General features: G+C 31.7%; 19 protein-coding genes and 1 tRNA gene. 17 read left to right on the top strand and 3 right to left on the bottom strand.

Annotation, left to right across the window (positions count from 1 at the left end):
* Nucleotides 1-4 precede the first annotated feature (4 nt).
* The 14 genes from ABNT65_RS12630 to ABNT65_RS12565 all read left to right on the top strand — a co-directional run bounded on the left by ABNT65_RS12630 (nt 5) and on the right by ABNT65_RS12565 (nt 13,557).
* Nucleotides 5-1,210: an NADH:ubiquinone reductase (Na(+)-transporting) subunit B gene (locus ABNT65_RS12630; protein WP_348703687.1), complete on the top strand. Its 1,206-nt coding sequence runs from the start codon at nt 5-7 to the stop codon at nt 1,208-1,210.
* Nucleotides 1,211-1,212: 2 nt separating this feature from the next.
* Nucleotides 1,213-1,953, top strand: a complete 741-nt coding sequence (locus ABNT65_RS12625) for a Na(+)-translocating NADH-quinone reductase subunit C (protein ID WP_348745979.1) — start codon at nt 1,213-1,215, stop codon at nt 1,951-1,953.
* A gap of 2 nt (nt 1,954-1,955) precedes the next feature.
* Nucleotides 1,956-2,600 (top strand): NADH:ubiquinone reductase (Na(+)-transporting) subunit D, encoded by a 645-nt coding sequence (locus ABNT65_RS12620; protein ID WP_348703690.1) that lies wholly within the window; start codon nt 1,956-1,958, stop codon nt 2,598-2,600.
* 78 nt (nt 2,601-2,678) lie between these two features.
* Nucleotides 2,679-3,416 carry an NADH:ubiquinone reductase (Na(+)-transporting) subunit E gene (nqrE, locus tag ABNT65_RS12615; RefSeq protein ID WP_348703691.1) on the top strand — a complete coding sequence of 246 codons (738 nt, stop codon included), beginning with the start codon at nt 2,679-2,681 and terminating at the stop codon, nt 3,414-3,416.
* A 2-nt stretch (nt 3,417-3,418) separates the two neighbouring features.
* The gene (gene nqrF / locus ABNT65_RS12610) at nt 3,419-4,726 is read left to right on the top strand and encodes an NADH:ubiquinone reductase (Na(+)-transporting) subunit F (RefSeq protein ID WP_348703828.1); all 1,308 of its coding nucleotides are present in this window, start codon (nt 3,419-3,421) and stop codon (nt 4,724-4,726) included.
* Between the two features lie 443 nt (nt 4,727-5,169).
* Nucleotides 5,170-5,508, top strand: a complete 339-nt coding sequence (locus ABNT65_RS12605; protein WP_348745978.1) for a hypothetical protein — start codon at nt 5,170-5,172, stop codon at nt 5,506-5,508.
* Nucleotides 5,501-6,250 carry a sensor histidine kinase gene (locus ABNT65_RS12600; protein ID WP_348703693.1) on the top strand — a complete coding sequence of 250 codons (750 nt, stop codon included), beginning with the start codon at nt 5,501-5,503 and terminating at the stop codon, nt 6,248-6,250. Before ABNT65_RS12605 ends, ABNT65_RS12600 begins: the two co-directional genes overlap by 8 nt.
* Nucleotides 6,251-6,259: 9 nt before the next feature.
* Complete coding sequence (locus ABNT65_RS12595) at nt 6,260-6,964, top strand: response regulator transcription factor (protein WP_348745977.1); 705 nt, start codon at nt 6,260-6,262, stop codon at nt 6,962-6,964.
* A 234-nt stretch (nt 6,965-7,198) separates the two neighbouring features.
* Nucleotides 7,199-7,681 (top strand): T9SS type A sorting domain-containing protein, encoded by a 483-nt coding sequence (locus tag ABNT65_RS12590; RefSeq protein ID WP_348703696.1) that lies wholly within the window; start codon nt 7,199-7,201, stop codon nt 7,679-7,681.
* Between the two features lie 4 nt (nt 7,682-7,685).
* The gene (locus ABNT65_RS12585) at nt 7,686-9,779 is read left to right on the top strand and encodes a hypothetical protein (RefSeq protein WP_348745976.1); all 2,094 of its coding nucleotides are present in this window, start codon (nt 7,686-7,688) and stop codon (nt 9,777-9,779) included.
* Nucleotides 9,780-10,377: 598 nt separating this feature from the next.
* Entirely contained in the window at nt 10,378-11,736 is a 1,359-nt protein-coding gene (locus tag ABNT65_RS12580) for a DEAD/DEAH box helicase (protein ID WP_348745975.1), read from the top strand.
* A gap of 1 nt (nt 11,737) precedes the next feature.
* Nucleotides 11,738-12,100: a Na(+)-translocating NADH-quinone reductase subunit F gene (locus ABNT65_RS12575; RefSeq protein ID WP_348703701.1), complete on the top strand. Its 363-nt coding sequence runs from the start codon at nt 11,738-11,740 to the stop codon at nt 12,098-12,100.
* 347 nt (nt 12,101-12,447) lie between these two features.
* Nucleotides 12,448-13,011, top strand: a complete 564-nt coding sequence (locus ABNT65_RS12570) for a uracil-DNA glycosylase family protein (RefSeq protein WP_348737578.1) — start codon at nt 12,448-12,450, stop codon at nt 13,009-13,011.
* 375 nt (nt 13,012-13,386) lie between these two features.
* Nucleotides 13,387-13,557 (top strand): hypothetical protein, encoded by a 171-nt coding sequence (locus ABNT65_RS12565; RefSeq protein ID WP_348745974.1) that lies wholly within the window; start codon nt 13,387-13,389, stop codon nt 13,555-13,557.
* A gap of 123 nt (nt 13,558-13,680) precedes the next feature.
* Here ABNT65_RS12565 and polA read toward each other — a convergent pair whose 3' ends face one another.
* Nucleotides 13,681-16,494: a DNA polymerase I gene (gene polA / locus ABNT65_RS12560; protein WP_348745973.1), complete on the bottom strand. Its 2,814-nt coding sequence runs from the start codon at nt 16,492-16,494 to the stop codon at nt 13,681-13,683.
* 168 nt (nt 16,495-16,662) lie between these two features.
* Here polA and ABNT65_RS12555 point away from each other — a divergent pair, with 168 nt between their 5' ends.
* Together ABNT65_RS12555 and ABNT65_RS12550 are read left to right on the top strand one after the other, a co-directional pair.
* Nucleotides 16,663-17,886: a metallophosphoesterase gene (locus ABNT65_RS12555; protein WP_348745972.1), complete on the top strand. Its 1,224-nt coding sequence runs from the start codon at nt 16,663-16,665 to the stop codon at nt 17,884-17,886.
* 85 nt (nt 17,887-17,971) lie between these two features.
* Entirely contained in the window at nt 17,972-18,265 is a 294-nt protein-coding gene (locus ABNT65_RS12550; protein WP_348703709.1) for a thioredoxin family protein, read from the top strand.
* Here the strand turns inward: ABNT65_RS12550 and ABNT65_RS12545 are convergent.
* Complete coding sequence (locus ABNT65_RS12545; protein ID WP_348703711.1) at nt 18,262-18,897, bottom strand: polysaccharide deacetylase family protein; 636 nt, start codon at nt 18,895-18,897, stop codon at nt 18,262-18,264. The two genes, ABNT65_RS12550 and ABNT65_RS12545, sit on opposite strands and share 4 nt — an antisense overlap.
* A gap of 4 nt (nt 18,898-18,901) precedes the next feature.
* On the bottom strand, nt 18,902-22,021 hold the full coding sequence (locus ABNT65_RS12540; protein WP_348703713.1) for a DUF2723 domain-containing protein: 3,120 nt from the start codon (nt 22,019-22,021) through the stop codon (nt 18,902-18,904).
* Between the two features lie 171 nt (nt 22,022-22,192).
* On the opposite strand from ABNT65_RS12540, the gene ABNT65_RS12535 reads away from it, so the two are divergent.
* Nucleotides 22,193-22,263 (top strand) — tRNA-Gln (locus ABNT65_RS12535).
* Nucleotides 22,264-22,271: the final 8 nt, after the last annotated feature.

Raw genomic sequence — 22,271 nt, 5'->3', positions numbered from 1 at the left:
AGTTATGGGCTTAAAACAAAACTTACATAATTTAAAAAAGAAGTATGAAGGAACTAAAATGGCACCGCTATTTAACGGTTTTCATACCTTCTTATACTTGCCAAATGAAACTACCCATGGAGGTACGCACATAAAGGCAGCAGATGATCTTAAACGTACAATGAATACAGTAATCATGGCATTAGTACCATGTTTAATATTCGGTATGTTTAACGCAGGATATCAACACCATGCAGCAACAAATGGTTTTACTGAAGGAATGTCTTTCTTTAGTACTAACTTTTGGAATTTAGACAACCTACTAGTCGGAGCTTTTAAGATTTTACCATTAGTAATTGTATCGTATGTAGTTGGTTTAGCTATAGAATTTATATTTTGTATTATTAAAGGGCACGAGATTGAAGAAGGTTACTTAGTAACTGGAATGTTAGTACCGTTAATTGTACCAGTAGATTTACCACTTTGGATGTTAGCCGTAGCGGTAGCGTTTGGAGTAGTTATAGGTAAAGAAGTATTCGGAGGTACTGGAATGAATATCTTAAATCCAGCTTTAACTATTCGTGCATTTTTATTCTTTGCATATCCAACTTGGATGTCAGGAGACAAAGTATGGGTTCATCAAGCTAGAGAATTAGCAGGAACTGCAGATGCTATTTCTGGAGAAACGATGTTAGGAAGTTTAGCACAAAATGCAACACCTAGCTTTTCAGTTTCTGATATGTTCTTTGGATTTATTCCAGGTTCAGTAGGAGAAACATCTACGCTGTTAATTTTATTAGGAGGTTTATTCTTAATCTTTACAAAAATTGGTAGCTGGAGAATTATGTTATCATCAGTATTAGGAGCTTTAGCAATGGGCTTCATTTTCAATGTAATTGCAGATAATGGAATTATTGCTGAAACTAGCAAGTTTTACGGATTAATGAGTTTAGATTTTTGGAAGCACTTATTAATTGGTGGATTTGCATTTGGAGCAGTTTATATGGCTACTGACCCAGTAACAGCATCTCAAACTAATAAAGGAAAGTGGATTTACGGATTCTTAATCGGATTTATTTCTATTATGATTCGTGTATTCAACCCAGCATATCCAGAGGGAGTAATGTTAGCTATTTTGTTAATGAATGTATTTGCTCCAACGATTGACCATTACGTGGTACAAGGAAATGTAAAAAAGAGATTAAAACGTTTAAAAGCTAAAACTGCTTAATTATGAGTAAGAAGACAGATACTAATATGTATACAGTACTTTTCGCAATAGGAATGGTACTAGTAGTAGGTGCGTTGTTAGCTTTTACAGCATCATCTTTAAGACCTACAATTGATGCTAACAAACGTATAGAAAAACAGCAAAACATTTTATACGCAATGGGCGTAAATGAAAATGACGAAACAAGTGCTGTTTTTGTATCTAAAAATAAAGTAGCAGACGAATTTTCAAAATACATCAAAAAACAATTAGTAATTGAAGGAGCTAATGTTAAAGAAGATAACAAAGCATACTTGATTGATGTTAAAAAACAACAAACTTTAGCAAAAGAAGGAAAAACACGTAAGTTACCTTTATTTGTAGGAGAGAAAGAAGGAAAAACATTTTACATAGCACCAATTAGAGGAAAAGGATTATGGGATGCGATTTGGGGATATGTAGCAATGGATAAAAACATGGTTGTGCAAGGTGTTTATTTTGATCATGCAGGAGAAACTGCTGGTTTAGGATCAAACATTAAGCAACGTTATTTTATGGATGATTTTGAAGGAGAGGATTTAATGAAGAATGGAGTTTTTGCTGGAATAAAAGTAGCAAAAGGGAACAATGATCCAAAAAATGAAGATAAAAAAGATAACGAGGTAGATGCAATTGCTGGAGCAACTATTACAGGTGATGGGGTTTCTGCAATGATTAGAACTGAGTTAAAACAGTACGTACCTTACTTTAAAACATTAAAATAATTATGGGACTTTTATCAAAGAAAGACGCAGGATTAATTAAAGATCCGTTAGCAGATAATAACCCAATTACCATTCAGGTATTAGGTATCTGTTCAGCATTAGCAATTACAGCAGAGCTTAAAGCTGCAGTTGTAATGGCAATATCTGTACTATTTGTTTTAGGAGCAGGTAACGTGGTAATTTCTTTAATGAGAAATATTATTCCATCAAAAATTAGAATTATTGTACAGTTAATTGTAGTTGCTACCTTAGTAATTATTGTAGATCAAGTACTAAAAGCATTTGCTTATGAATTAAGTAAAACATTAGGAGCTTTTATTGGGCTTATCATTACAAACTGTATTATTATGGGACGTTTTGAAGCATTTGCTTTAGGTAACGGACCATGGAAATCATTTTTAGATGGTGTAGGAAATGCTTTAGGTTATGGAGTAATCTTAATCATTGTGGCATTTTTTAGAGAATTATTAGGATCAGGGTCATTATTTGGATTTCCAGTATTAGGAGATGCTGTTGAAAAAACAGGATTATACGCTATTGGATATGAGAATAACGGATTCATGATTATGCCTCCAATGGCTTTAATAGTGGTAGGTATTATCATTTGGGTACAACGTAGTAGAAATAAAGCATTAATTGAAGATTAAAATAGTAATGAGATGTTAGATATATGAGTTGAAAATTAACTCAATACTAACTACTCAATACTCAATACTATAAGAAATATGGAATTATTAGAATTATTTTTCAAATCGATATTTATTGATAACATGGTATTTGCTACCTTCTTAGGAATGTGTTCATACCTAGCTATCTCTAAAAAAGTATCTACTTCAGTAGGTATGGGAGCTGCGGTAATTTTTGTATTAGCTGTTACTGTACCTGTAAACTGGTTATTAGATCAATATATATTACAACCAGGAGCTTTATCTTGGTTAGGAGCTGAGTATGCAGATTATGATTTAAGTTTCTTATCATTTATCATGTTTATTGCAACCATTGCAACAATGGTACAATTAGTAGAAATTATTGTAGAGAAGTTTGCACCAGCATTATATAACTCTTTAGGTATATTCTTACCGCTTATTGCAGTTAACTGTGCTATTTTAGGAGGTTCATTATTTATGCAATCTCGTGAAATTCCAACATTAAGTCAATCATTTGTTTACGGAATTGGTTCAGGAATTGGATGGTTCTTAGCTATATTGTCAATTGCTGCTATTCGTGAAAAAATCCGTTACTCAGCGGTACCACCAGCATTAAGAGGGTTAGGAATAACATTCATCATTACTGGTTTAATGGCTATTGGTTTTATGAGTTTTGGAGGAATGTTAACAGGTGGTGATGATGCAGGTGAGAAAAAAGAAGCTCCAAAAGCTGAAATCAAAGTAGAAGAGCAAAAAGAAGAAGCTAAGAAAGAAACTAAAGAATTAGCTGATAACACTAAAGAAATTACAGAATAATGATAGTATTACAAGCAAGTACAGGAGGAACAGTCCTAATTACAGTTTTAGCGTTCTTAGCAGTAATTTTATTATTGGTAGCTTTATTATTATTTGTAAAGCAAAAATTAGCGCCATCTGGACCTGTGAAAATTACCATTAATGGTGATAAAACAATAGAGGTAGCATCTGGTGGAACGTTATTATCTACTTTAGGAAACGAAAAAATATTTTTACCATCTGCATGTGGAGGTGGTGGATCTTGTGTGCAGTGTGAGTGTCATGTAAATTCTGGAGGAGGAGAAGCGTTACCAACGGAAACGCCTCACTTTACTCGTAAAGAGTTACAACATGGTATTCGTTTAGCATGTCAAGTAAAAGTAAAGCAAGATATGGATATTTCAATTCCAGAAGAAATTTTTGGAATTAAGAAATGGGAAGCAGTAGTAGTAAGAAATTACAATGTAGCGTCTTTTATTAAAGAATTTGTAGTTGAGATTCCAGAAGACATGGATTACAAAGCAGGAGGGTATATTCAAATTGAAATACCTAAATGTGAAGTAAAGTTTTCTGATATGGATATTACAGCACATCCTGAAGAGCATGAAACACCTAATAAATTTCAAATAGAATGGGATAAGTTTGGTTTATGGCCTTTAGTAATGAAGAATGATGAGGTAGTAGAAAGAGCATATTCTATGGCTTCTTACCCTGCAGAAGGACGTGAAATTATGTTAAACGTTCGTATCGCTACTCCACCATGGGATAGAGCTAAGAACGGATGGATGGATGTAAACCCAGGTATTGCATCATCTTATGTGTTTTCTAGAAAAGTTGGAGATAAAGTAACTATATCAGGGCCTTATGGAGAATTCTTTATTAATGAGTCTGAAGCAGAAATGTTATATGTAGGTGGTGGAGCAGGTATGGCACCAATGCGTTCGCACTTATATCACCTATTCAAAACTTTAAAAACTGGACGTAAAGTATCATATTGGTATGGAGGACGTTCTAAGCGAGAGTTGTTCTATTTAGAACATTTTTGGGCTTTAGAAAAAGAGTTCCCTAATTTTAAATTCCACATTGCTTTATCTGAACCGTTAGAAGAAGATAACTGGAAAGTTAAAACTGATATTGATGCTGAAGGAGATGGATTTGTAGGTTTTGTGCATAACTGTGTAATTGATAATTACCTAAGTAAACATGATGCACCGGAAGATATAGAATTATATTTCTGTGGACCACCATTAATGAACAAAGCGGTACAAAAAATGGGAGAAGATTTTGGAATCCCAGATGAGAACATCCGTTTTGATGACTTTGGAGGATAAGATTTATTTAAATACCATAAAAAAACCGATGCAATTTTGCATCGGTTTTTTACTAGAAAAAATGCATGGAAAAGAAGAAGTATAAACGATATATAGAAAAAATAGTATTTTTATAACAAAGCAGTTTATACATGGGGGCTTTATTTTTTGGATTTGCATTAAGTGTTTTTAGTTTGTTTTTATTACTTATTAATTCACTATTATTTTTAAGTAAGGTTAAAAAGTTTAATAATATTACCTACAAATACGTTGCTATATACTTAGCGGTATTATTTGTAATTGAATTATTCTGTAATACAATAGGTTTTTTATATCCAAATCAAAACTTTTACCTCTCACATTTTTATTTTAATGGCCAATTTATTCTATTAAGCATTGTCTTCTATCGCTTATTTACCAGCCAAAAGCTAAAAAAACTAGTCGTTATTAATTATATAATTGTAATGCTTATAATTATAGGTATGTATGTGTATAATACTGACTTGTTTTGGCAGTTTAACTTGTTTGAAATAGCAGTTACTTCTGCATTATTAATTATCTATGCATTAATTCATTTAAACAATACTTTAGGAACCAATAAAAAATATTTTTACCTCTGTATTGGTATGATTTTATACCTTCTTTGCAGTTCATTAATATTTTTATTTGGAAATTATGAGTTGGTTTTTATAGAAGATCCATATATTGATATTTGGATTTTTAACACGCTATTTTATATTGTGTACCAAGTATTGATATTTGTTGAGTGGAGCTATATAAATAAACATGGTTTAGATGATTAATAATCAACGAGATTTATTTTTTGTAGTAGCATACGCAATTATATTTCTATTTGTATTTCTAATAGCTATTGTTATTTTCATTCTAAAATCTAGAAAAGACCGAATTAAAATTGAGGAAAAAAAGAAAGAAATAGAAATAATAGCGAAGCAGAAAACCATTTTATTAAAAGAAATACATCATAGAGTAAAAAATAATTTACAGTTAATTTCTGGACTTTTATACTTGCAGTCTGTAAAGCATAAAAATGAAAAAGTAACAGCAATGATAGATGAATCACAAAGGCATATAAATTCTATAGCTTTGGTTCATGAAATGTTGTATAAAGATGATACCTTGTCTTTAGTTTCAATGGAAAAATACCTACATGAACTTGGTACTAGATTATTACAGGTTTCTTCACACGAAAAAATAATTTATGAACTTAAAACAGCAAATGTTTCTTTGCCTGTAAATTATGCTACTACCTTAGGTTTAATTGTAAATGAATTGATAACAAATACTTTAAAATATGCTTTTGACAAACAAAAAGGAAAGGTATGTATTACTTTAAAAGAAACAACTAAAGACGAGTTTCAGTTTTCGTATGCAGATAACGGAAAAGGGTACAATGCAGATGAAGGAGAAAATATAAAAACATTAGGGAGGAGATTAATAAAAATGTTAGCGGAAGAAATAGAAGCTGACCTAACAATAAAAAATGAACAAGGGCTAGTTTATATTTTTAATTTTAAAGTAAAATAAAAGGATAGAATGATAAAGGTTTATGTAGTTGAAGATATTGCCATATCAAGAATGTCATTAGAAACCATGTTGTTAGAAAATAACTATGAAGTTTCTGGATCATCAGCAAAAGCAGAAATAGCTTGGGAGGAAATACTAAAATCACCACCAAACTTAATTCTATTAGACATTAATTTAGCAGGAGACAAAAACGGTGTCTGGTTGGCACAACAAATACGAAAGCATTTAAAAATAGCTATAGTATATTTAACTGCTTACGGAGACCAACAAACATTAAAAGAAGTGTTGGAAACCAAACCCAATGGTTTTTTAATGAAACCCTATCAAGAACCTATATTATTAACTACTATTAACATTGCATTAGATAATTTTTTTGAAAGTCAGAAAATAAATATAAAAATTAACGAATTTGTTTTTATAAAAGACGGACATGCTAAAATAAAAATTGCTACTAAGGAAATTTACTATGTGAAATCTGATGGTAATTATCTAGAAGTAAAACTAAAGGAAAAAATATATGTTATTAGAAGAAAGCTATTGGAGTTTAAAGAAGAATTGCCTCAAAACTTATTTTATCAAAGTCATCAACGTTATGTAGTAAACATCAATAAAATTGATATGATAAAGAAAGGCTTTATTACTATTTTAGATAAAGAGATACCGGTTTCGTTAAAATATAAAAAGAGCATAGAAGAAGCAATTACATTGTTGTAGTTTTATTTTTTTACCACTTCAAGGCATATATTAAGCACAGTTTAGAATCTTTGAACCAAAAACTATATATTAAGGTTTAGATTATGTTTGTTTTCTAAAAAAACTACATCTTTAGCTAGAGAATAAAGTTAGCAAATTTTATTGTATATAACTTCCCAAAAAAACAGTGATTCTTCACAAATAATTTTTTAAAGTATCTAACATAGAGATATTTGCCCATATAAACCAAAATATATGAGGCTTAAAAACAAATTAAAAATAAGTATCGTATTTCTACTATTATCAATAGGAGCATTACAAGCACAGGAGGTCGTAACATCTTCAGGAGGTAATGCAACTGGAGAAGGAAGTTCAAGTTATAGTATTGGAGGCGTTGTATATAGTACACATTCAAGTGCAGAAGGTTCAGTAACTGAAGGTGTACAGCAACCTTATGAAATTTCTACAACACTAGGTGTAGAAATTGAGGACATCCAGCTAAACTTAAAAGCATATCCTAATCCAACCATTAATAACCTCACATTAAGTATAGGAAACTATACAGAAAAAAATGTTAGTTATAAATTATATACGATACAAGGACGTTTATTGGAGGCTGAAAAATTAAAAGATGTTAAGACTACAATTAACATGGAAAGTCTACCAGAAAGTGCATACATGCTAAGTGTATATAGCAACCAAAACTTAATAAAAACATTCAAAATAATTAAAAATTAATTACATGAAGAAATTCTACCCCTTGTTAATAGCAGCAATGATTTCAAGTAACTTATTGGCACAAACACCAGAAAAAATAAGTTACCAAGCAGTTGTAAGAGATGCAACTAATAAATTAATAACTCAAAAGTCAGTAGGTGTACAAATAAGTATTTTAAAAGGCGCTGTAAACGGAACAGTTGTTTATGCAGAAACACATACACCATTAACAAACACGAATGGTTTAATTAGTTTAAAAATAGGAGAAGGAACTAATGTTTCTGGAGCATTTAATACAATAGATTGGTCTAATGATACGTATTTTATAAAAACAGAAACAGATCCAAAAGGTGGAACAAATTATACAATTACTGGTACCAGTCAATTAATGAGTGTACCTTATGCCTTACATGCTAAAACAGCTAAAAACTTTACAGGAACTATTACACAAAGTCAAATTTCAGATTTTACACAAACAGTTGATACCAAATTAACAGAATCTGAAGTTGATGCTTATGCAAACAATAATGGTTATTTAACTACCGAAGTTGATGGAAGTGTAAGCAATGAGATTCAAGATTTATCATTAACAGCTAATAAGTTAAAGATAACGAATAATGAATCTGCAACAGAAATTGATTTAAGTGGATATTTAGATAATACAGATACACAGTTAACCGAAGCACAGGTAGATGCTTATGCAAACAATAATGGCTATTTAACTACAGAAGTTGATGGAAGTGTAAGCAATGAGATTCAAGATTTATCATTAACAGCTAATAAGTTAAAGATAACGAATAATGAATCTGCAACAGAAATTGATTTAAGTGGATATTTAGATAATACAGATACACAGTTAACCGAAGCACAGGTAGATGCTTATGCAAACAATAATGGCTATTTAACTACAGAAGTTGATGGAAGTGTAAGCAATGAGATTCAAGATTTATCATTAACAGCTAATAAGTTAAGGATAACGAATAATGAATCTGCAACAGAAATTGATTTAAGTGGATATTTAGATAATACAGATACACAGTTGACTGAAGCACAGGTAGATGATTATGCAAACAATAATGGTTATTTAACTACAGAGGTTGATGGAAGTGTAAGCAATGAGATTCAAGATTTATCATTAACAGCTAATAAGTTAAAGATAACCAACAATGAATCTGCAACAGAAATTGATTTAAGTGGATATTTAGATAATACAGATACACAGTTAACCGAAGCACAGGTTGATACTTATGTAAACAATAATGGGTATTTAACCACGGAAGTTGATGGAAGTGTAAGTAATGAGATTCAAGATTTATCATTAGATGGTAATAATTTAAAAATAACGAACAATGAATCTGCAACCACAGTAGATTTAAGTAAGTATGCTGAGTTACCAGACCAAACAGGAAACACAGGAAAAGTATTAAGTACAAATGGAACTGCAACTTCATGGACAACTCCAACTACACCTTCATTAAGTACTGTATTAACAGAAAGTAATGACGCAGGAGGAAAGTCAATAACAAATGTAAATAAGCTAGGAGTAGGAACACCAACGGTAAACTCAGGAGCAGCAGTAGAAATAAACTCAACAACAGGAGGATTACTTTTACCTCGTTTAAGTACAGCACAAAGAGATGCATTACCAAAAACACCAGGTATGGTTATTTTTAATTCAGAAACAGGTAAATTTCAAGGATACCAAGGATTTCCAGAATCGGAATTATTAATAAGTCATAACACTTTTAAAGGGAATTTAACAAACGCAGGACAATCATTTACCGTTACAGAAACTGCTTCTTGGACAAAAGTGGCTCTAAACTTTCAAGCGGCAGTAACAGGAGGTACCTTACAAATATTTAGTGGAAATACAACTACCGGAACTCCAATTCATACACAGTCATTCACTGTAGGAGCAGGAGAGCAAGAAATTACACTATCAACATCAATAAATGTGGTGTCAGGCCAACAATATACTGTTTTTGTAGATCAATCCTGTGCTTATTATCCATTTGCTGATTATGGAGGAGGAAGTGCATTTACAGTGAGTCTTGCATTCCCAGGAGATTTATGGATGAAAGTTAAATTCGGAAAATCATCATGGGTAGATTTACATTAAAAGATAATTTACGTTAAGTTAAGAATAGAAAAATAAGAACCGATGGAGTTTTACATCGGTTTTTTACTTTTTAAATGTTGTTTGTAAGGAATAATTAACCATTCGGAAACTTTTCTTTAATAAATAAACATTTCTTTTAAACTTCGTAACAGAATGAAATATTATGAGCTGTCCAAACTGCGAATCAACTACAGTTAAGAGAAAAAAACGGAATTTTTTAGAAAAACTTTTTTTAGGTAAAAAGTATAAATGCTATAACTGTAAAACAGTTTTTTACTCAAGAAAAAAATTGAAAAGTTAGGTGAAAATCACCCGAAAAGGGTGAGGTGTTGGATAGTTGTTTTAAATAGTTTTGCAAAGGGGTTAAAAAACAAAATAAAATGAATTGTCCGTGTTGTCAGTCTGTATTAATCAGACGAAAGAAAAGATCAGTATTTCAAAAACTTTTTTTTATCAGTAGTAAAAAATATAGTTGTTATGAATGTAAAACTACATTTTTACATGTATCATTGATAGATAGAAATTTCAAACTGACTTGATTACATTTATTGAGAAGTTCTAAGAATAGAAACCGTACCTTTGTGAAAATTTTCTAAAGATGGTTTCTTTTCTAGAGCTGGATTTATCAAATCCATTACGAAATTCAATTGAAGATTTGGGTTTTCAAAACCCAACACCAATACAAGAACAGGCTTTTCCTATAATTAGATCAGGAAAGGATGTGGTAGGTATTGCACAAACGGGTACTGGTAAAACTTTTGCCTATGTCTTACCAATATTAAGAGATTTAAAATTCTCAAAACAATTACACCCAAGAGTGTTGATATTGGTACCAACAAGAGAGTTAGTGGTTCAGGTAGTTGAAGAGATTGAAAAATTAGCAAAATACATCACGCTAAGAGTTATTGGTGTATATGGAGGTGTAAATTTAAATAGGCATAAAGAAGCAGTAGCACTAGGTTCAGATATTATTGTAGCAACACCAGGACGTTTATACGATTTAGCGATTAGTAATGTTTTAAAGCTAAGGTCTATTCAAAAGTTGGTGATTGATGAAGTAGATGTAATGTTAGATTTAGGTTTTAGGTTTCAATTATTAAACATTTTTGATTTATTACCGCAAAGACGTCAAAATGTAATGTTTTCAGCAACGATGACTGAAGATGTGGAGGCCTTGATTGATGATTATTTTATTGGGCCTCAAAAAATAGCCATAGCGGTAAGTGGTACACCTTTAGATAATATAGATCAAACTGCATACAATGTTCCTAATTTTTACACCAAAATAAACTTACTGAATGAATTGTTGTTTGATAAACAGGAGTTTAAAAAAGTGTTAGTTTTTGCACCTAATAAAAGGAATGCAGACAGGATTTTTAATTTATTAGAAGAAGAATTTCCAGGGCAATTATGTGTAATACACTCTAATAAAACGCAAAACTACCGTTTACGTTCTATAGAGGAGTTTAATAAAGGAAATCATAGAATTTTAATAGCTACAGACGTTATTGCACGTGGTTTGGATTTAGAAGAAATATCACATGTTATTAACTTCAACCCAACTCAGTACCCTGAAAACTATATGCATAGAATAGGAAGAACAGGTAGGGCAGAGAATAAAGGAAAATCAATACTTTTTGCTACTGAAAAAGAACAGGAAGCAAAATTGCAGATAGAAGAGTTAATGAATTATACCATTCCTTTAGTAGAAATTCCTGAACATGTAGAAATATCAAAGCAGTTAACAGAAGAAGAAAGGCCTAGGGAAGATAAACAACAATCTAAAAATAGAACTTCTCAAGAGTATGTACCAGGAGAAGCTTTTCATGAAAAGAAAGAAAAAAATAAAAAAGTAAACCTTGGAGGCTCTTATAGAAGAGAAATTGCTAAAAAATATAAAAAGCCTAAAACAAGAGGTGATAAAAACTATAATAAGCGTAATAAGAAAAGAAAATAAAATGCACATACTTACAGAACAGGAACTACACAATTTAGGAATGAACATTGTGGGTAAAAAGTTGCAAGAAATGGGGTATGAGTTTGTTGCCGTTAATAGTACCTTAAAAAAGCACCCACAATTTGTATTGTTTAAAAAAGGAGAACCTACCATTTTTGTATTGGTAAAGGTTACTAATAATATTCAGTCTCCGCAGGAATATGATGTACTTTGGATGGAAACATTTAAAGAACATGCTAAAAAACAGAATGCTAAGGTTTGGTATGCAGGAATTGGTATAGCAAATGCAGAAAGTATTGAGCTTCCAGTTGTGAAAGATAAGCCGTATTATGTTGCTTTTGAGGACTTTGTAAAGGTTTTGTGAAAAACCTGAGTGCAGTTTGTGAATGATTTTTGTTAAATTATCATGAATTTCTTACCATTTATACAATATTTATGCATGATTAACGTTTGGGAGTCTGATTTTGTTGTAAATCAACAAGTTAAGTTGTATCTTTGTAATAAGGGAAATTAATAAAAAACTTATCATGAGAACAAAATTACTTAAGGGGATTCAAAACTTTTTTAAAAACATGCAATTAATTTTAAAAGAATTCGGAAAAGGGGCCGGATATGCATTAAATCACTAGAAAATAAAAATTTTTTGAATAAAATTAAAACTCGTTTCGGGAGGAAACGAGTTTTTTTATGTCTTTTTGTTAGTTTTATAGAATGGAAGATTTACTAGTAAAAATTAGAACTTGTGATTTGTGCAAACATGCTATTGAGCCAAGACCAGTGGTTTTTGCCAGCGATACTTCTAAGATTTTGATAATAGGGCAGGCTCCAGGTACTAAAGTACACGCTTCTGGTATTCCTTGGGATGATGCCAGTGGAAAACAACTTAGGAAATGGTTAAATGTAACCTCAGAGCAGTTTTACAATACTACTAATTTTGGTATTGTGCCTATGGGATTTTGTTATCCTGGAAAAGGAAAATCTGGAGATTTACCACCTAGAAAAGAATGTGCTCCACAATGGCATGAGTTATTGTTAAACAAAATGCCTGACATTAAATTAGTACTTTTAATAGGTATGTACGCACAAAACTATTATTTGAAAAATAAAGCAAAGCGAACACTTACAGAAACGGTAAACAATTATGAAGAGTACTTACCGCAGTATTTTGTATTACCGCATCCATCACCTAGAAATCGTTTTTGGCTCACTAAGAACCCTTGGTTTGAAAAATTTGTAATACCAGAATTACAAACTAGAGTGCATAAACTTATTTAACAATAACATTTTCTAGTTCTAAAAAGTGCTACTTACAGTTATAAGCATTTATAATTCAAAATTAATAGATAAATCCTGAGTGAAGTTTGTGGAATGCAGGAATCTTAAGCTACTTTATAGTATTACTTGGTGAATAGTCTTTAAGATTAATAATGTTTTTACAGCTTACTTATTAAATGCTACAAATAAATGTTAGTATACACTTCAATATCTCGCTCTAAAATAGCGTTACAACCAAAAGTTATTTTAACTCTTCTTTCTTTTTCGATTCCTTGTTTTATTTGAAAAGTTTCTTCAGTTGGTGATTATATTTCTTCTTTTAAAAATTTAGCTAATAGAAGCTCACTTTCATAAGCTAAATTTTCCCTATTATTTGTGAATTCTTCAAAAATAATTTTATCTAATTTCCCTGCATTGGTTGCTCCTTTTATTCCTCTTTTAGTTAAGGAAGGGTCAAGGCTAGCAAAATTTACTAGTTTCCAAGCAACAGCAGAAGGAGTTCTTTCAATAGCTCCAGCTAATTTGATTATTAAATGGTTTCGATAGTTTATCTTACCAAAAGGTATTTTACAATAAAGATTAAAAGCTAAAATTCATTCATTTCTTGTCCAATTTCTTCTCATTATTAAGCTGTGTTAAGAATTGAAGTAAGTACAGAGTTTTTGTGATTTAATGCGCTTCTAACCAATTTTGCCCAATACCCATTTCAACATCTAACGGAACACTAAGTTTAAAAGCATTTTCCATTTCCTCTTTAATAATAGGTTTAATAGTTTCTAGTTCGTCTTTGTGTGCGTCAAAAACCAATTCATCATGTACCTGTAAAAGCATTTTAGATTTAAAGTTTTCTTTAGCAAAACGTTCATGAATATTAATCATGGCCAATTTAATAATATCTGCAGCGCTACCTTGTATTGGGGCATTTACAGCGTTTCGTTCCGCTGCGCCTCTAACAATAGCATTACGAGAGTTGATATCCTTTAAATAACGTCTTCTATGTAATACAGTTTCTACATAACCATGTTCACGAGCAAAATCTACTTGTTTGGCTATATAACCGCGTAATTTAGGATAGGTTTCATAGTAAGCATCAATCAATGCTTTGGCTTCTTTTCTATCTAAAGAAGTCTGATTACTTAATCCAAAGGCAGAAACACCATAGATGATTCCAAAATTCACCGTTTTGGCATTGCTACGTTGCTCACGCGTTACCTCTTCAATAGGTACTTTAAAAACTTTAGAGGCTGTTGAAGCATGAATGTCTTCTCCTTTAGTAAACGCATCAATCATGGTTTCTTCTTCACTCAAAGCTGCAATAATTCGTAGTTCTATTTGGCTGTAATCTGCCGCTAACAATACATAATTTTCATCTTTAGGAATAAAAGCTTTGCGTACTTCTTGTCCGCGTTTAGTTCTAATAGGAATGTTTTGCAAGTTTGGATTGTTAGAACTTAAACGTCCTGTAGCTGCAACAGCTTGCGCATATACCGTATGTACTCTTCCTGTTTTAGGGTTTATTTCATTAGGTAGCGCATCTACATACGTACTTTGAAGCTTTTTATATTGACGGTACAATAAAATATCGGCTACTATTTGATGCTCTTTTAAAGAAGAAAGTACATCTTCAGCGGTAGAATATTGTCCTGTTTTTGTTTTCTTAGGTTTGTCAACCAATTTTAGTTTTTCAAATAAAATAGGCCCCAATTGTTTTGGAGAAGCAATGTTAAACTCTTCTCCAGCTTGCTCATAAATACGTTTTTCAAGTTCTTGAATATCTGTAGATAAATCATTAGATAACGATTTTAAAAAATCGGTATTTAAGTTAACACCTTCAATTTCCATAGCGGTTAGTACAGAAACTAACGGAGTTTCTACTTCATTAAACAATTTAGTAACATTACCGCTATCTAGTTCCTTAGTAAAATGCTCTTTTAATTGTAAAGTAACATCAGCGTCTTCAACAGCATATTCTGTTTGTTTAGGAAGTTCAACTTGCCTCATGGAAAGTTGATTTTTCCCTTTTTTACCAATTAATTCAGTAATAGAAACGGGTTGGTAGTTTAAGTAAGTTTCTGAAAGGACATCCATGTTATGGCGCATGTCTGGATTTATCAAGTAATGCGCAATCATGGTGTCAAATAACTTTCCTTTTACAACAATGTTGTAGTTAGAAAGTACTTTAATATCATACTTTAAATTATGACCAATCTTTTCAATAGTTTCATTTTCAAAAAACGGAATGAACTCATTGATAATCTGCTGTGTTTCTTCTTGATCTTCAGGAAAAGCTACATAATAGCCTTTACCAGTTTCCCAAGAAAAAGCAATACCAATTAATTCAACCTCTAAGGCTTTTAAACCAGTAGTTTCTGTGTCAAAACAAACACTGTTTTGTTGCTGTAACTTTTCTAGTAATAATTTTCTACTTAAGGCAGTATTTACTAGTTGATATACATGGTTGGTATTGTTGATGGTTCTATATCCATTTACCGTTTCTGTTTGGCTTGTAGTACCACTACCTGGGGTAGCAAATAAATCAAACTGCTGTGTGTTTGATGGTTGGGTTGTATTTGTTGCTGGCGTTTCACTATTGGTGGCAATCGCAAAGGTTTTTTTCAAGTTTTCTGCAAGTCTTCTAAACTCAAGCTCATTAAAAAGTCCAATAGTTTCCTCCATGTTTGGTTGCTCAAAAACAAGTTTGTCTTCTTCCAGCTCAACAGGAACGTCTAGCATAATGGTAGCTAGTTTTTTAGAAAGCAGTCCTAGCTCTTGGTTGGCTTCTACTTTCTCTTTCATTTTTCCTTTTAACTCATGAATGTTTTCAAAAAGACCTTCCATACTACCATAAGCAGCTAAGAATTTTTTAGCTGTTTTTTCTCCTACACCAGGTAACCCAGGGATGTTATCAACAGAATCTCCCATCATTCCTAAAAAGTCAATCACTTGCTCAGGTCGTTCTACATCAAACTTAGCCTTTACTTCTTCAATGCCCCATTTTTCATAACCATTACCCATTCTTGGAGGTTTGTACATAAAAATATGTTCGGAAACCAATTGTGCATAATCTTTATCAGGTGTAACCATATAGGTTTCCAGTCCTGCTTTTTCTGCTTTTTTTGCCAAGGTTCCAATAATGTCATCTGCTTCATAACCTTCTTTTACAATAGCGGGAATATTCATAGCTGCTAATATTTTTTCAATATAGGGTACGGCTATTTTAATGGCTTCAGGAGTTTCTTGCCTATTGGCTTTATATTCAGGAAAAACTTCCACTCGGTCTACACTTCCACCTTTATCAAAGCAAACGGCTAAATAATCAGGTTTTTCACGCTTAATAACATCTAGTAAAGAATTGGTAAACCCTAAAATTGCCGAGGTATCTAAACCTTTGGAGTTAATTCTTGGGTTTTTTATAAAAGCGTAATATCCTCTAAATATTAAAGCGTAGGCATCAAGTAAAAAAAGTCGTTTCCTGTTTTCCATATCGTTGTATAAAGCTAAATGAGCTAATTTTATGTGATTAGATAAGGTGAAAATCACCTAAAAATGTATCTGCGGATTCTGCATGTAAAGCTACAAAACTTTAACAAGATGTTAAAGATTGATTTTTAGATTAACCAGTATCTTTACAAGATTCTAAAAAATACACTTATGCCACGTTGGGTACTATCGTTACTAATTATATCAACCGCAATTATTTTATTTGAAACCTATGCTTTTCAAGCTGTAAGAGTAGTCACTAAAAGTAAATTGTTACGTTACCTATGGTTAGGAGTAGGATGTATTGCATATATTAATTTTTTCTACGTTATTTTTTCGTCAGATAGGAGTTCTGGACAAACAAGACAGTTTCAATGGGCATTTGGACTGCTTTTATTGGTTTTATTACCAAAGTTGTTAATGGTTTTGGTGATGTTAGGAGAAGATGTGTATCGATTTATTAAAAAAGGAATCACGTATTTTTCTCAAGAAGAAACAAAAAGTTTAGCAGGAAGAAGAAAGTTTATTTCCCAAATAGCATTAGGGTTAGCGGCTTTGCCTTTTGCAAGCTTACTGTACGGGATTTTTAAAGGGAAATTCAATTATAAGGTTTTAAAATACCAATTAAGTTTTAAGGATTTACCTGAGGCTTTTGACGGTTTTACCATTACACAAATTACCGATATTCATTCTGGAAGTTTTGATAATAAAGAAAAAATAGGCTATGGTGTTGATTTAATTAACGAACAACAATCTGATGTAATTTTATTTACAGGGGATATTGTAAATAATTTTGCACATGAAATGGATGATTGGATTTCTGTTTTTTCGCAATTAAAAGCGCCTATGGGAAAGTATTCTATTTTAGGGAATCATGACTATGGCGATTATTCTAAATGGAAAACAAAAGAGGATAAAGAAGCGAATTTTGAAGCAATTAAAAATATTCATCCTAAAATAGGTTTTGATTTATTGTTAAACGAGCACAGATATATTGAAAAAAATGGGCAAAAAATAGCCTTAGTAGGAGTAGAGAACTGGGGAAAAGGGTTTAATCAAGCAGGAGATTTAGAGAAAGCTTCATCTGGAATCAATCAGGAAGATTTTAAGGTTTTAATGAGTCATGATCCGAGTCATTGGGAATACAAAGTAAAAAAAGATGATTTTAATTACCAATTAACTTTAAGTGGTCATACGCACGGATTGCAATTTGGTATAGAAATACCCGGTTTTTTTAAATGGAGTCCATCACAGTATGTATACAAACAATGGGCAGGATTGTATGAAGAGTTTGGAAGGTATATTAATGTAAATAGAGGCTTTGGTTATCATGCTTTTCCTGGAAGAGTAGGAATATGGCCAGAAATAACTGTGATTGAATTAAAAAAGGGCTAAATACCTTTGATTTTAAAGTTAATATAATATATAATATATAAAAATTTAGTATTTTTAGGCGATTTACAGATAAAATTAATGTTAAATGACAAAGTTTGGTGAAATCATAAGTATTGATAAACCGGTTTTAATTGATTTTTACGCCGATTGGAGCGAGCTTGAACCTAGTTTAGATACCTTAAGAGATGTAGCTGCCGCTTTAGGTGATAAAGCTAAAGTGATTAAAATTGATATTAGAAAAAATGAGATTTTAGCAGAGGCGTTACGTGTTAAAGGAAATCCTACGTTTATGATTTATAAAAATGGTGAAATGAAATGGCGTCAAACTGGTGATCAAGATGCGAATACGCTTATAGGTTTAGTACAGCAATACGTTTAAGTTATTGCTTTAAAAGCATATCCTTGCTTTGTAAATTCTTCCAATACTTTTGGTAATACAAAACGTAATTTTTCATGTGCCTTTATGCTATCATGAAATACAACAATACTTCCGTTTTTAGTGTTTTTCAATACATTTTCTAAACAAGTTTCTTTCGTGATTTTTGAATCAAAATCACCAGAAAGTACACTCCATACTATTATTTTATAACCTTTGCTAATAAGAAACTTGGCTTGTTTTCTTTTTATTTTACTATAAGGAGGTCTAAAAAGCTTGAGTGAAGCTGTGTGTTTTAAAATAAACTCTTCTGCTTTTTGGGTGTTTATATAGTAATCATTTACAGATGTTTTCCAGCCGTTTAAATGGTTAAAGGTGTGATTGCCGATACTATGACCCTCATTGTGTATTTGATGAAATACTTTTGGGTGTTTTCTTATATTGTCACCAATACAAAAAAAAGTAGCCTTTGCATTGTATTTATTTAATTCTTTAAGTACAAATTCAGTAACCTCAGGTATGGGGCCATCGTCAAAAGTTAAGTAGATCTCTTTTTTATCTAAAGGAAAACTCCACGTATAATAAGGAAATAATAGTCTTACTATACGTGGAGCTTTTATAGGGTATAACCTCATTTAATTAAGGTTTTATAGTATCCATTTGTATTTGCTCTACAGCAGGCTCTTCTTCATCAGGCATTAAATGTCTAAAAAGCTTAGCATGCTTTATGTAGTCATTTACAACTTTATCAGTGTAATCTTTATCCTTATCGTATTGTGTTATCTGTTGTACTAAGCTTTGATACATATAAAGATTAGTTTCTAGGTTATCAAGAATAAGATCTAAATCATGATCACTAAACGTACTATAGTGAAGTAAGTTTTGTTGGAAAATGGTAGTTAAAGAAGCAGCCGTTTCTCTTGCTTTATCAATGTCACCAATTCTATAATATAGCTCAGGATAGCCTAAAGAAATACTAAAATGGCCAAAGTCTTTAATTGGCATTTTGTATAAAGATAAATCTAAAACATCTTTAGCTTTAACAGAGTCGTTTAAGTTTAAGTATTCTTCAGATAAACGCATTAAGTTGTTACGTAAAGAAATAGCATTACGCTTGCTTTGTTCGTCTAAATAAACTTTTCCATTATTAATAGTTTTCCAATCCCATTTTTTAACATTTTCATACATTTTATCAGGATCAATACGTCCCATTTCAAACATAGACTTCCCTCTGTTAGGTGTTTTAATAGGGACTAATTTATACGCCATACCATCAAGCTGTAGATAATCTTTCAGCCAAATATACTCCTCATCAGCGCTTGCACCTCCAGTAAAATAAATAGGTCGTTTCCAATCAAAATTATTAAGTATATCTAACATTAAAATACGATTCTTAGCAATACCTTGTCTGTCAATAGTAATGTCAATATAATCTACTATTTTATCCGCATCTTTAGCAGAAACTAAGCCCGTTTTTAAAACATTTGCTTTGTTAACTGGAATTCTGATTTTATTACTAGGATAAAACTTTTCTTTTGCACCATCACCAGCATCTAAATAGGTAGCATCATTATCACTGGCAATCCATCGCATAAAATCACCTATTGATAAAATAGAATCTTTTAATTGAGGAATAGGGTAGTGGTAGGCTAAATCTAAGGTGCCATATTTATATTGTGAATGTTTTAAAGTTGAAGGAATAGGATCTGCTTCATAGGTTTTCTTTTTCATTTGGTCAATGTACCAATCTGTTTGAAAAAGACTGGTGTTTACAATTTTAATATCTCTACGAACACCTTCTACTTGTTGCATATACCAAAGTGGAAAGGTATCATTATCTCCAATAGTAAATATAATAGCATTCGGATCACAACTTTCTAAATAGGTTTGTGCATTTAGTTGCGCAATGTATCTGTCTCCTCTATCATGATCGTCCCAATTTTGGAATCCCATTAAAACAGGTACAGCAATAAGTGAAATTGCAGAAACACCTATAGCCACGGCTCTTTTACTAGCATATTGTTTAAAATAATCATACAAAGCCAGTACGCCAAATCCTATCCAAATAGCAAAAACATAAAAAGAACCTACAACAGCATAGTCACGCTCACGAGGTTCAAAAGGTTTTGGATTGGTGTAAAATATGATTGCAAAGCCTGTAAACGCAAAAAATAAAGCTAAGGTGTATAGGTTTTTTTTATCTCTATTGGTTTGATAAAACAATCCAATAATTCCTAAAATTAAAGGAAGAAAGTAGTATTTATTACGCCCTTTATTATTTTTAACATGATCTGGTAAATTCTGTTGAGAGCCTAAGCGCATTTCATCTATAAAGTCTATACCACTTAACCAGTTTCCATTTTCAAAGTCTAAATGCCCTTGCGTATCATTTTGACGTCCTACAAAATTCCACATAAAATAACGACCGTACATGTATCCAAATTGATAATCAATCATAAACCTCATGTTTTCAATAAATGTAGGGCGTCTTTTACTACGAGCAGGAATTCCAGCTATTCTTTTGTAATGTTCCTGAGCACCTGGGTCAACCATTCTAGGGATAAAACCTTTATGCTTATCAGAGTAATTGGGAAGTACATTTTTGTATCTGTTTACAATTTCGTACTTACCATTTATTTTTTCATATTTAGGTTTATCATCTTTGTAAGGTTGGGCAGCGTCTTGCTCTCTGTTATAAGCAAATGAATAATATTTATCATAAAATACGTTAGCGTCACCATATTGCTCACGGTTGTAGTAAGCTAAAAGTTCACGAGCACTTGAAGGGTTGTTTTCATTAATAACTGTATCCGCATTGGCTCTAATAGGTAGCATTAACCATGAAGAAAACCCAATCATGATAAATAATACGGATAATACTAAAGTATTTACAGTAACCAATCCTTTTTTACGAGTATAGTTAAGTCCAAAATAGAATAAAGCAATTAAAACAATTCCGGCTATAATAGTTCCAGAGTTATAAGGTAATCCTATTTGGTTGATAAAAAACAATTCAGCAACACTAAAGAACTTTAAAGTAAAAGGGAATAGGAATTTAAAAACAAAAGCTAGAACAAAAATTGAAACCAACGTAGCAATGGCAGTAGTTTTCACAGTAATGCTCTTATAGGTTTTAAAGAAGTACAACATTACAATAGAAGGAATCACTAAAAGTGATAAGATATGAACACCAAATGATAATCCAACTACAAAACTGATAATAACCAACCATTTATTTCCTCTAGGCATATTAAGTTCAGCCTCCCATTTTAAGCCTAACCAAAAAAGTAAAGCCATTAAAAAAGAAGACATAGCATATACTTCACCTTCTACAGCACTAAACCAAAAACTATCTGAAAAAGTATAAGCCAAGGCACCAACAAGTCCGCTACCTAAAACGGCAATAGCTTCATTTTTACTAAATGTTCCATTTTTGATAGCCATTTTTTTAGCTAAATTGGTAATGGTCCAAAACATAAAAAGAATGGTAAAAGCACTAGCCAATCCAGACATAAAGTTAACCATTAAAGCTAAATTACTAGGGTCACTACTAAACATAGCAAAGAAAGCACCAAGCATTTGAAATAATGGAGCACCAGGCGGATGTCCTACTTCTAAGTTTACGGCTGTAGATATGTATTCTCCACAATCCCAAGAACTAACAGTTGGTTCTAACGTTAGTGTATATGTTACCAAAGCCACTGCAAATGAAACCCATCCTAAAATAGTATTCCATTTATTGTAGTTAAAATCGTTCATATAGTGTTTAATAAGTTGTTGCGAATGTACTAATAACTAGTACGTTTTAAGTAAAGCAAAAGTATAATTTTTGAATTGTTTTATTTAGATAAAGTTCTGTTAAATCAAAAAAATAAAAAAAAGTTTGCTAAAATAAAAAAGACTTGTATATTTGCACCCGCAATAAGCAATTGGCCTATGGTGTAATGGTAACACACCGGTTTTTGGTACCGATATTCAAGGTTCGAGTCCTTGTAGGCCAACAAAAGCT

Origin of the sequence: Tenacibaculum sp. 190524A02b (assembly GCF_964036645.1) — a bacterium.
Classification (GTDB): Bacteria; Bacteroidota; Bacteroidia; order Flavobacteriales; family Flavobacteriaceae; genus Polaribacter; species Polaribacter vairaonense.
Note: the sequence above shows the minus strand (reverse complement) of the source record. Positions and strands in the feature narration are given on the sequence as shown.

Excerpts from the sequence above, each read along its gene's own strand:
- ABNT65_RS12545 (WP_348703711.1), bottom strand. The coding sequence starts at position 18,897 with ATGAGGTTATACCCTATAAAAGCTCCACGTATAGTAAGACTATTATTT.
- ABNT65_RS12630 (WP_348703687.1), top strand. The coding sequence starts at position 5 with ATGGGCTTAAAACAAAACTTACATAATTTAAAAAAGAAGTATGAAGGA.
- ABNT65_RS12570 (WP_348737578.1), top strand. The coding sequence starts at position 12,448 with ATGGAAGATTTACTAGTAAAAATTAGAACTTGTGATTTGTGCAAACAT.
- ABNT65_RS12550 (WP_348703709.1), top strand. The coding sequence starts at position 17,972 with ATGACAAAGTTTGGTGAAATCATAAGTATTGATAAACCGGTTTTAATT.
- polA (WP_348745973.1), bottom strand. The coding sequence starts at position 16,494 with ATGGAAAACAGGAAACGACTTTTTTTACTTGATGCCTACGCTTTAATA.
- ABNT65_RS12585 (WP_348745976.1), top strand. The coding sequence starts at position 7,686 with ATGAAGAAATTCTACCCCTTGTTAATAGCAGCAATGATTTCAAGTAAC.
- ABNT65_RS12600 (WP_348703693.1), top strand. The coding sequence starts at position 5,501 with ATGATTAATAATCAACGAGATTTATTTTTTGTAGTAGCATACGCAATT.
- ABNT65_RS12590 (WP_348703696.1), top strand. The coding sequence starts at position 7,199 with ATGAGGCTTAAAAACAAATTAAAAATAAGTATCGTATTTCTACTATTA.
- ABNT65_RS12605 (WP_348745978.1), top strand. The coding sequence starts at position 5,170 with ATGCTTATAATTATAGGTATGTATGTGTATAATACTGACTTGTTTTGG.
- ABNT65_RS12595 (WP_348745977.1), top strand. The coding sequence starts at position 6,260 with ATGATAAAGGTTTATGTAGTTGAAGATATTGCCATATCAAGAATGTCA.
- ABNT65_RS12580 (WP_348745975.1), top strand. The coding sequence starts at position 10,378 with ATGGTTTCTTTTCTAGAGCTGGATTTATCAAATCCATTACGAAATTCA.
- ABNT65_RS12555 (WP_348745972.1), top strand. The coding sequence starts at position 16,663 with ATGCCACGTTGGGTACTATCGTTACTAATTATATCAACCGCAATTATT.
- nqrE (WP_348703691.1), top strand. The coding sequence starts at position 2,679 with ATGGAATTATTAGAATTATTTTTCAAATCGATATTTATTGATAACATG.
- ABNT65_RS12625 (WP_348745979.1), top strand. The coding sequence starts at position 1,213 with ATGAGTAAGAAGACAGATACTAATATGTATACAGTACTTTTCGCAATA.
- ABNT65_RS12575 (WP_348703701.1), top strand. The coding sequence starts at position 11,738 with ATGCACATACTTACAGAACAGGAACTACACAATTTAGGAATGAACATT.
- ABNT65_RS12620 (WP_348703690.1), top strand. The coding sequence starts at position 1,956 with ATGGGACTTTTATCAAAGAAAGACGCAGGATTAATTAAAGATCCGTTA.
- ABNT65_RS12540 (WP_348703713.1), bottom strand. The coding sequence starts at position 22,021 with ATGAACGATTTTAACTACAATAAATGGAATACTATTTTAGGATGGGTT.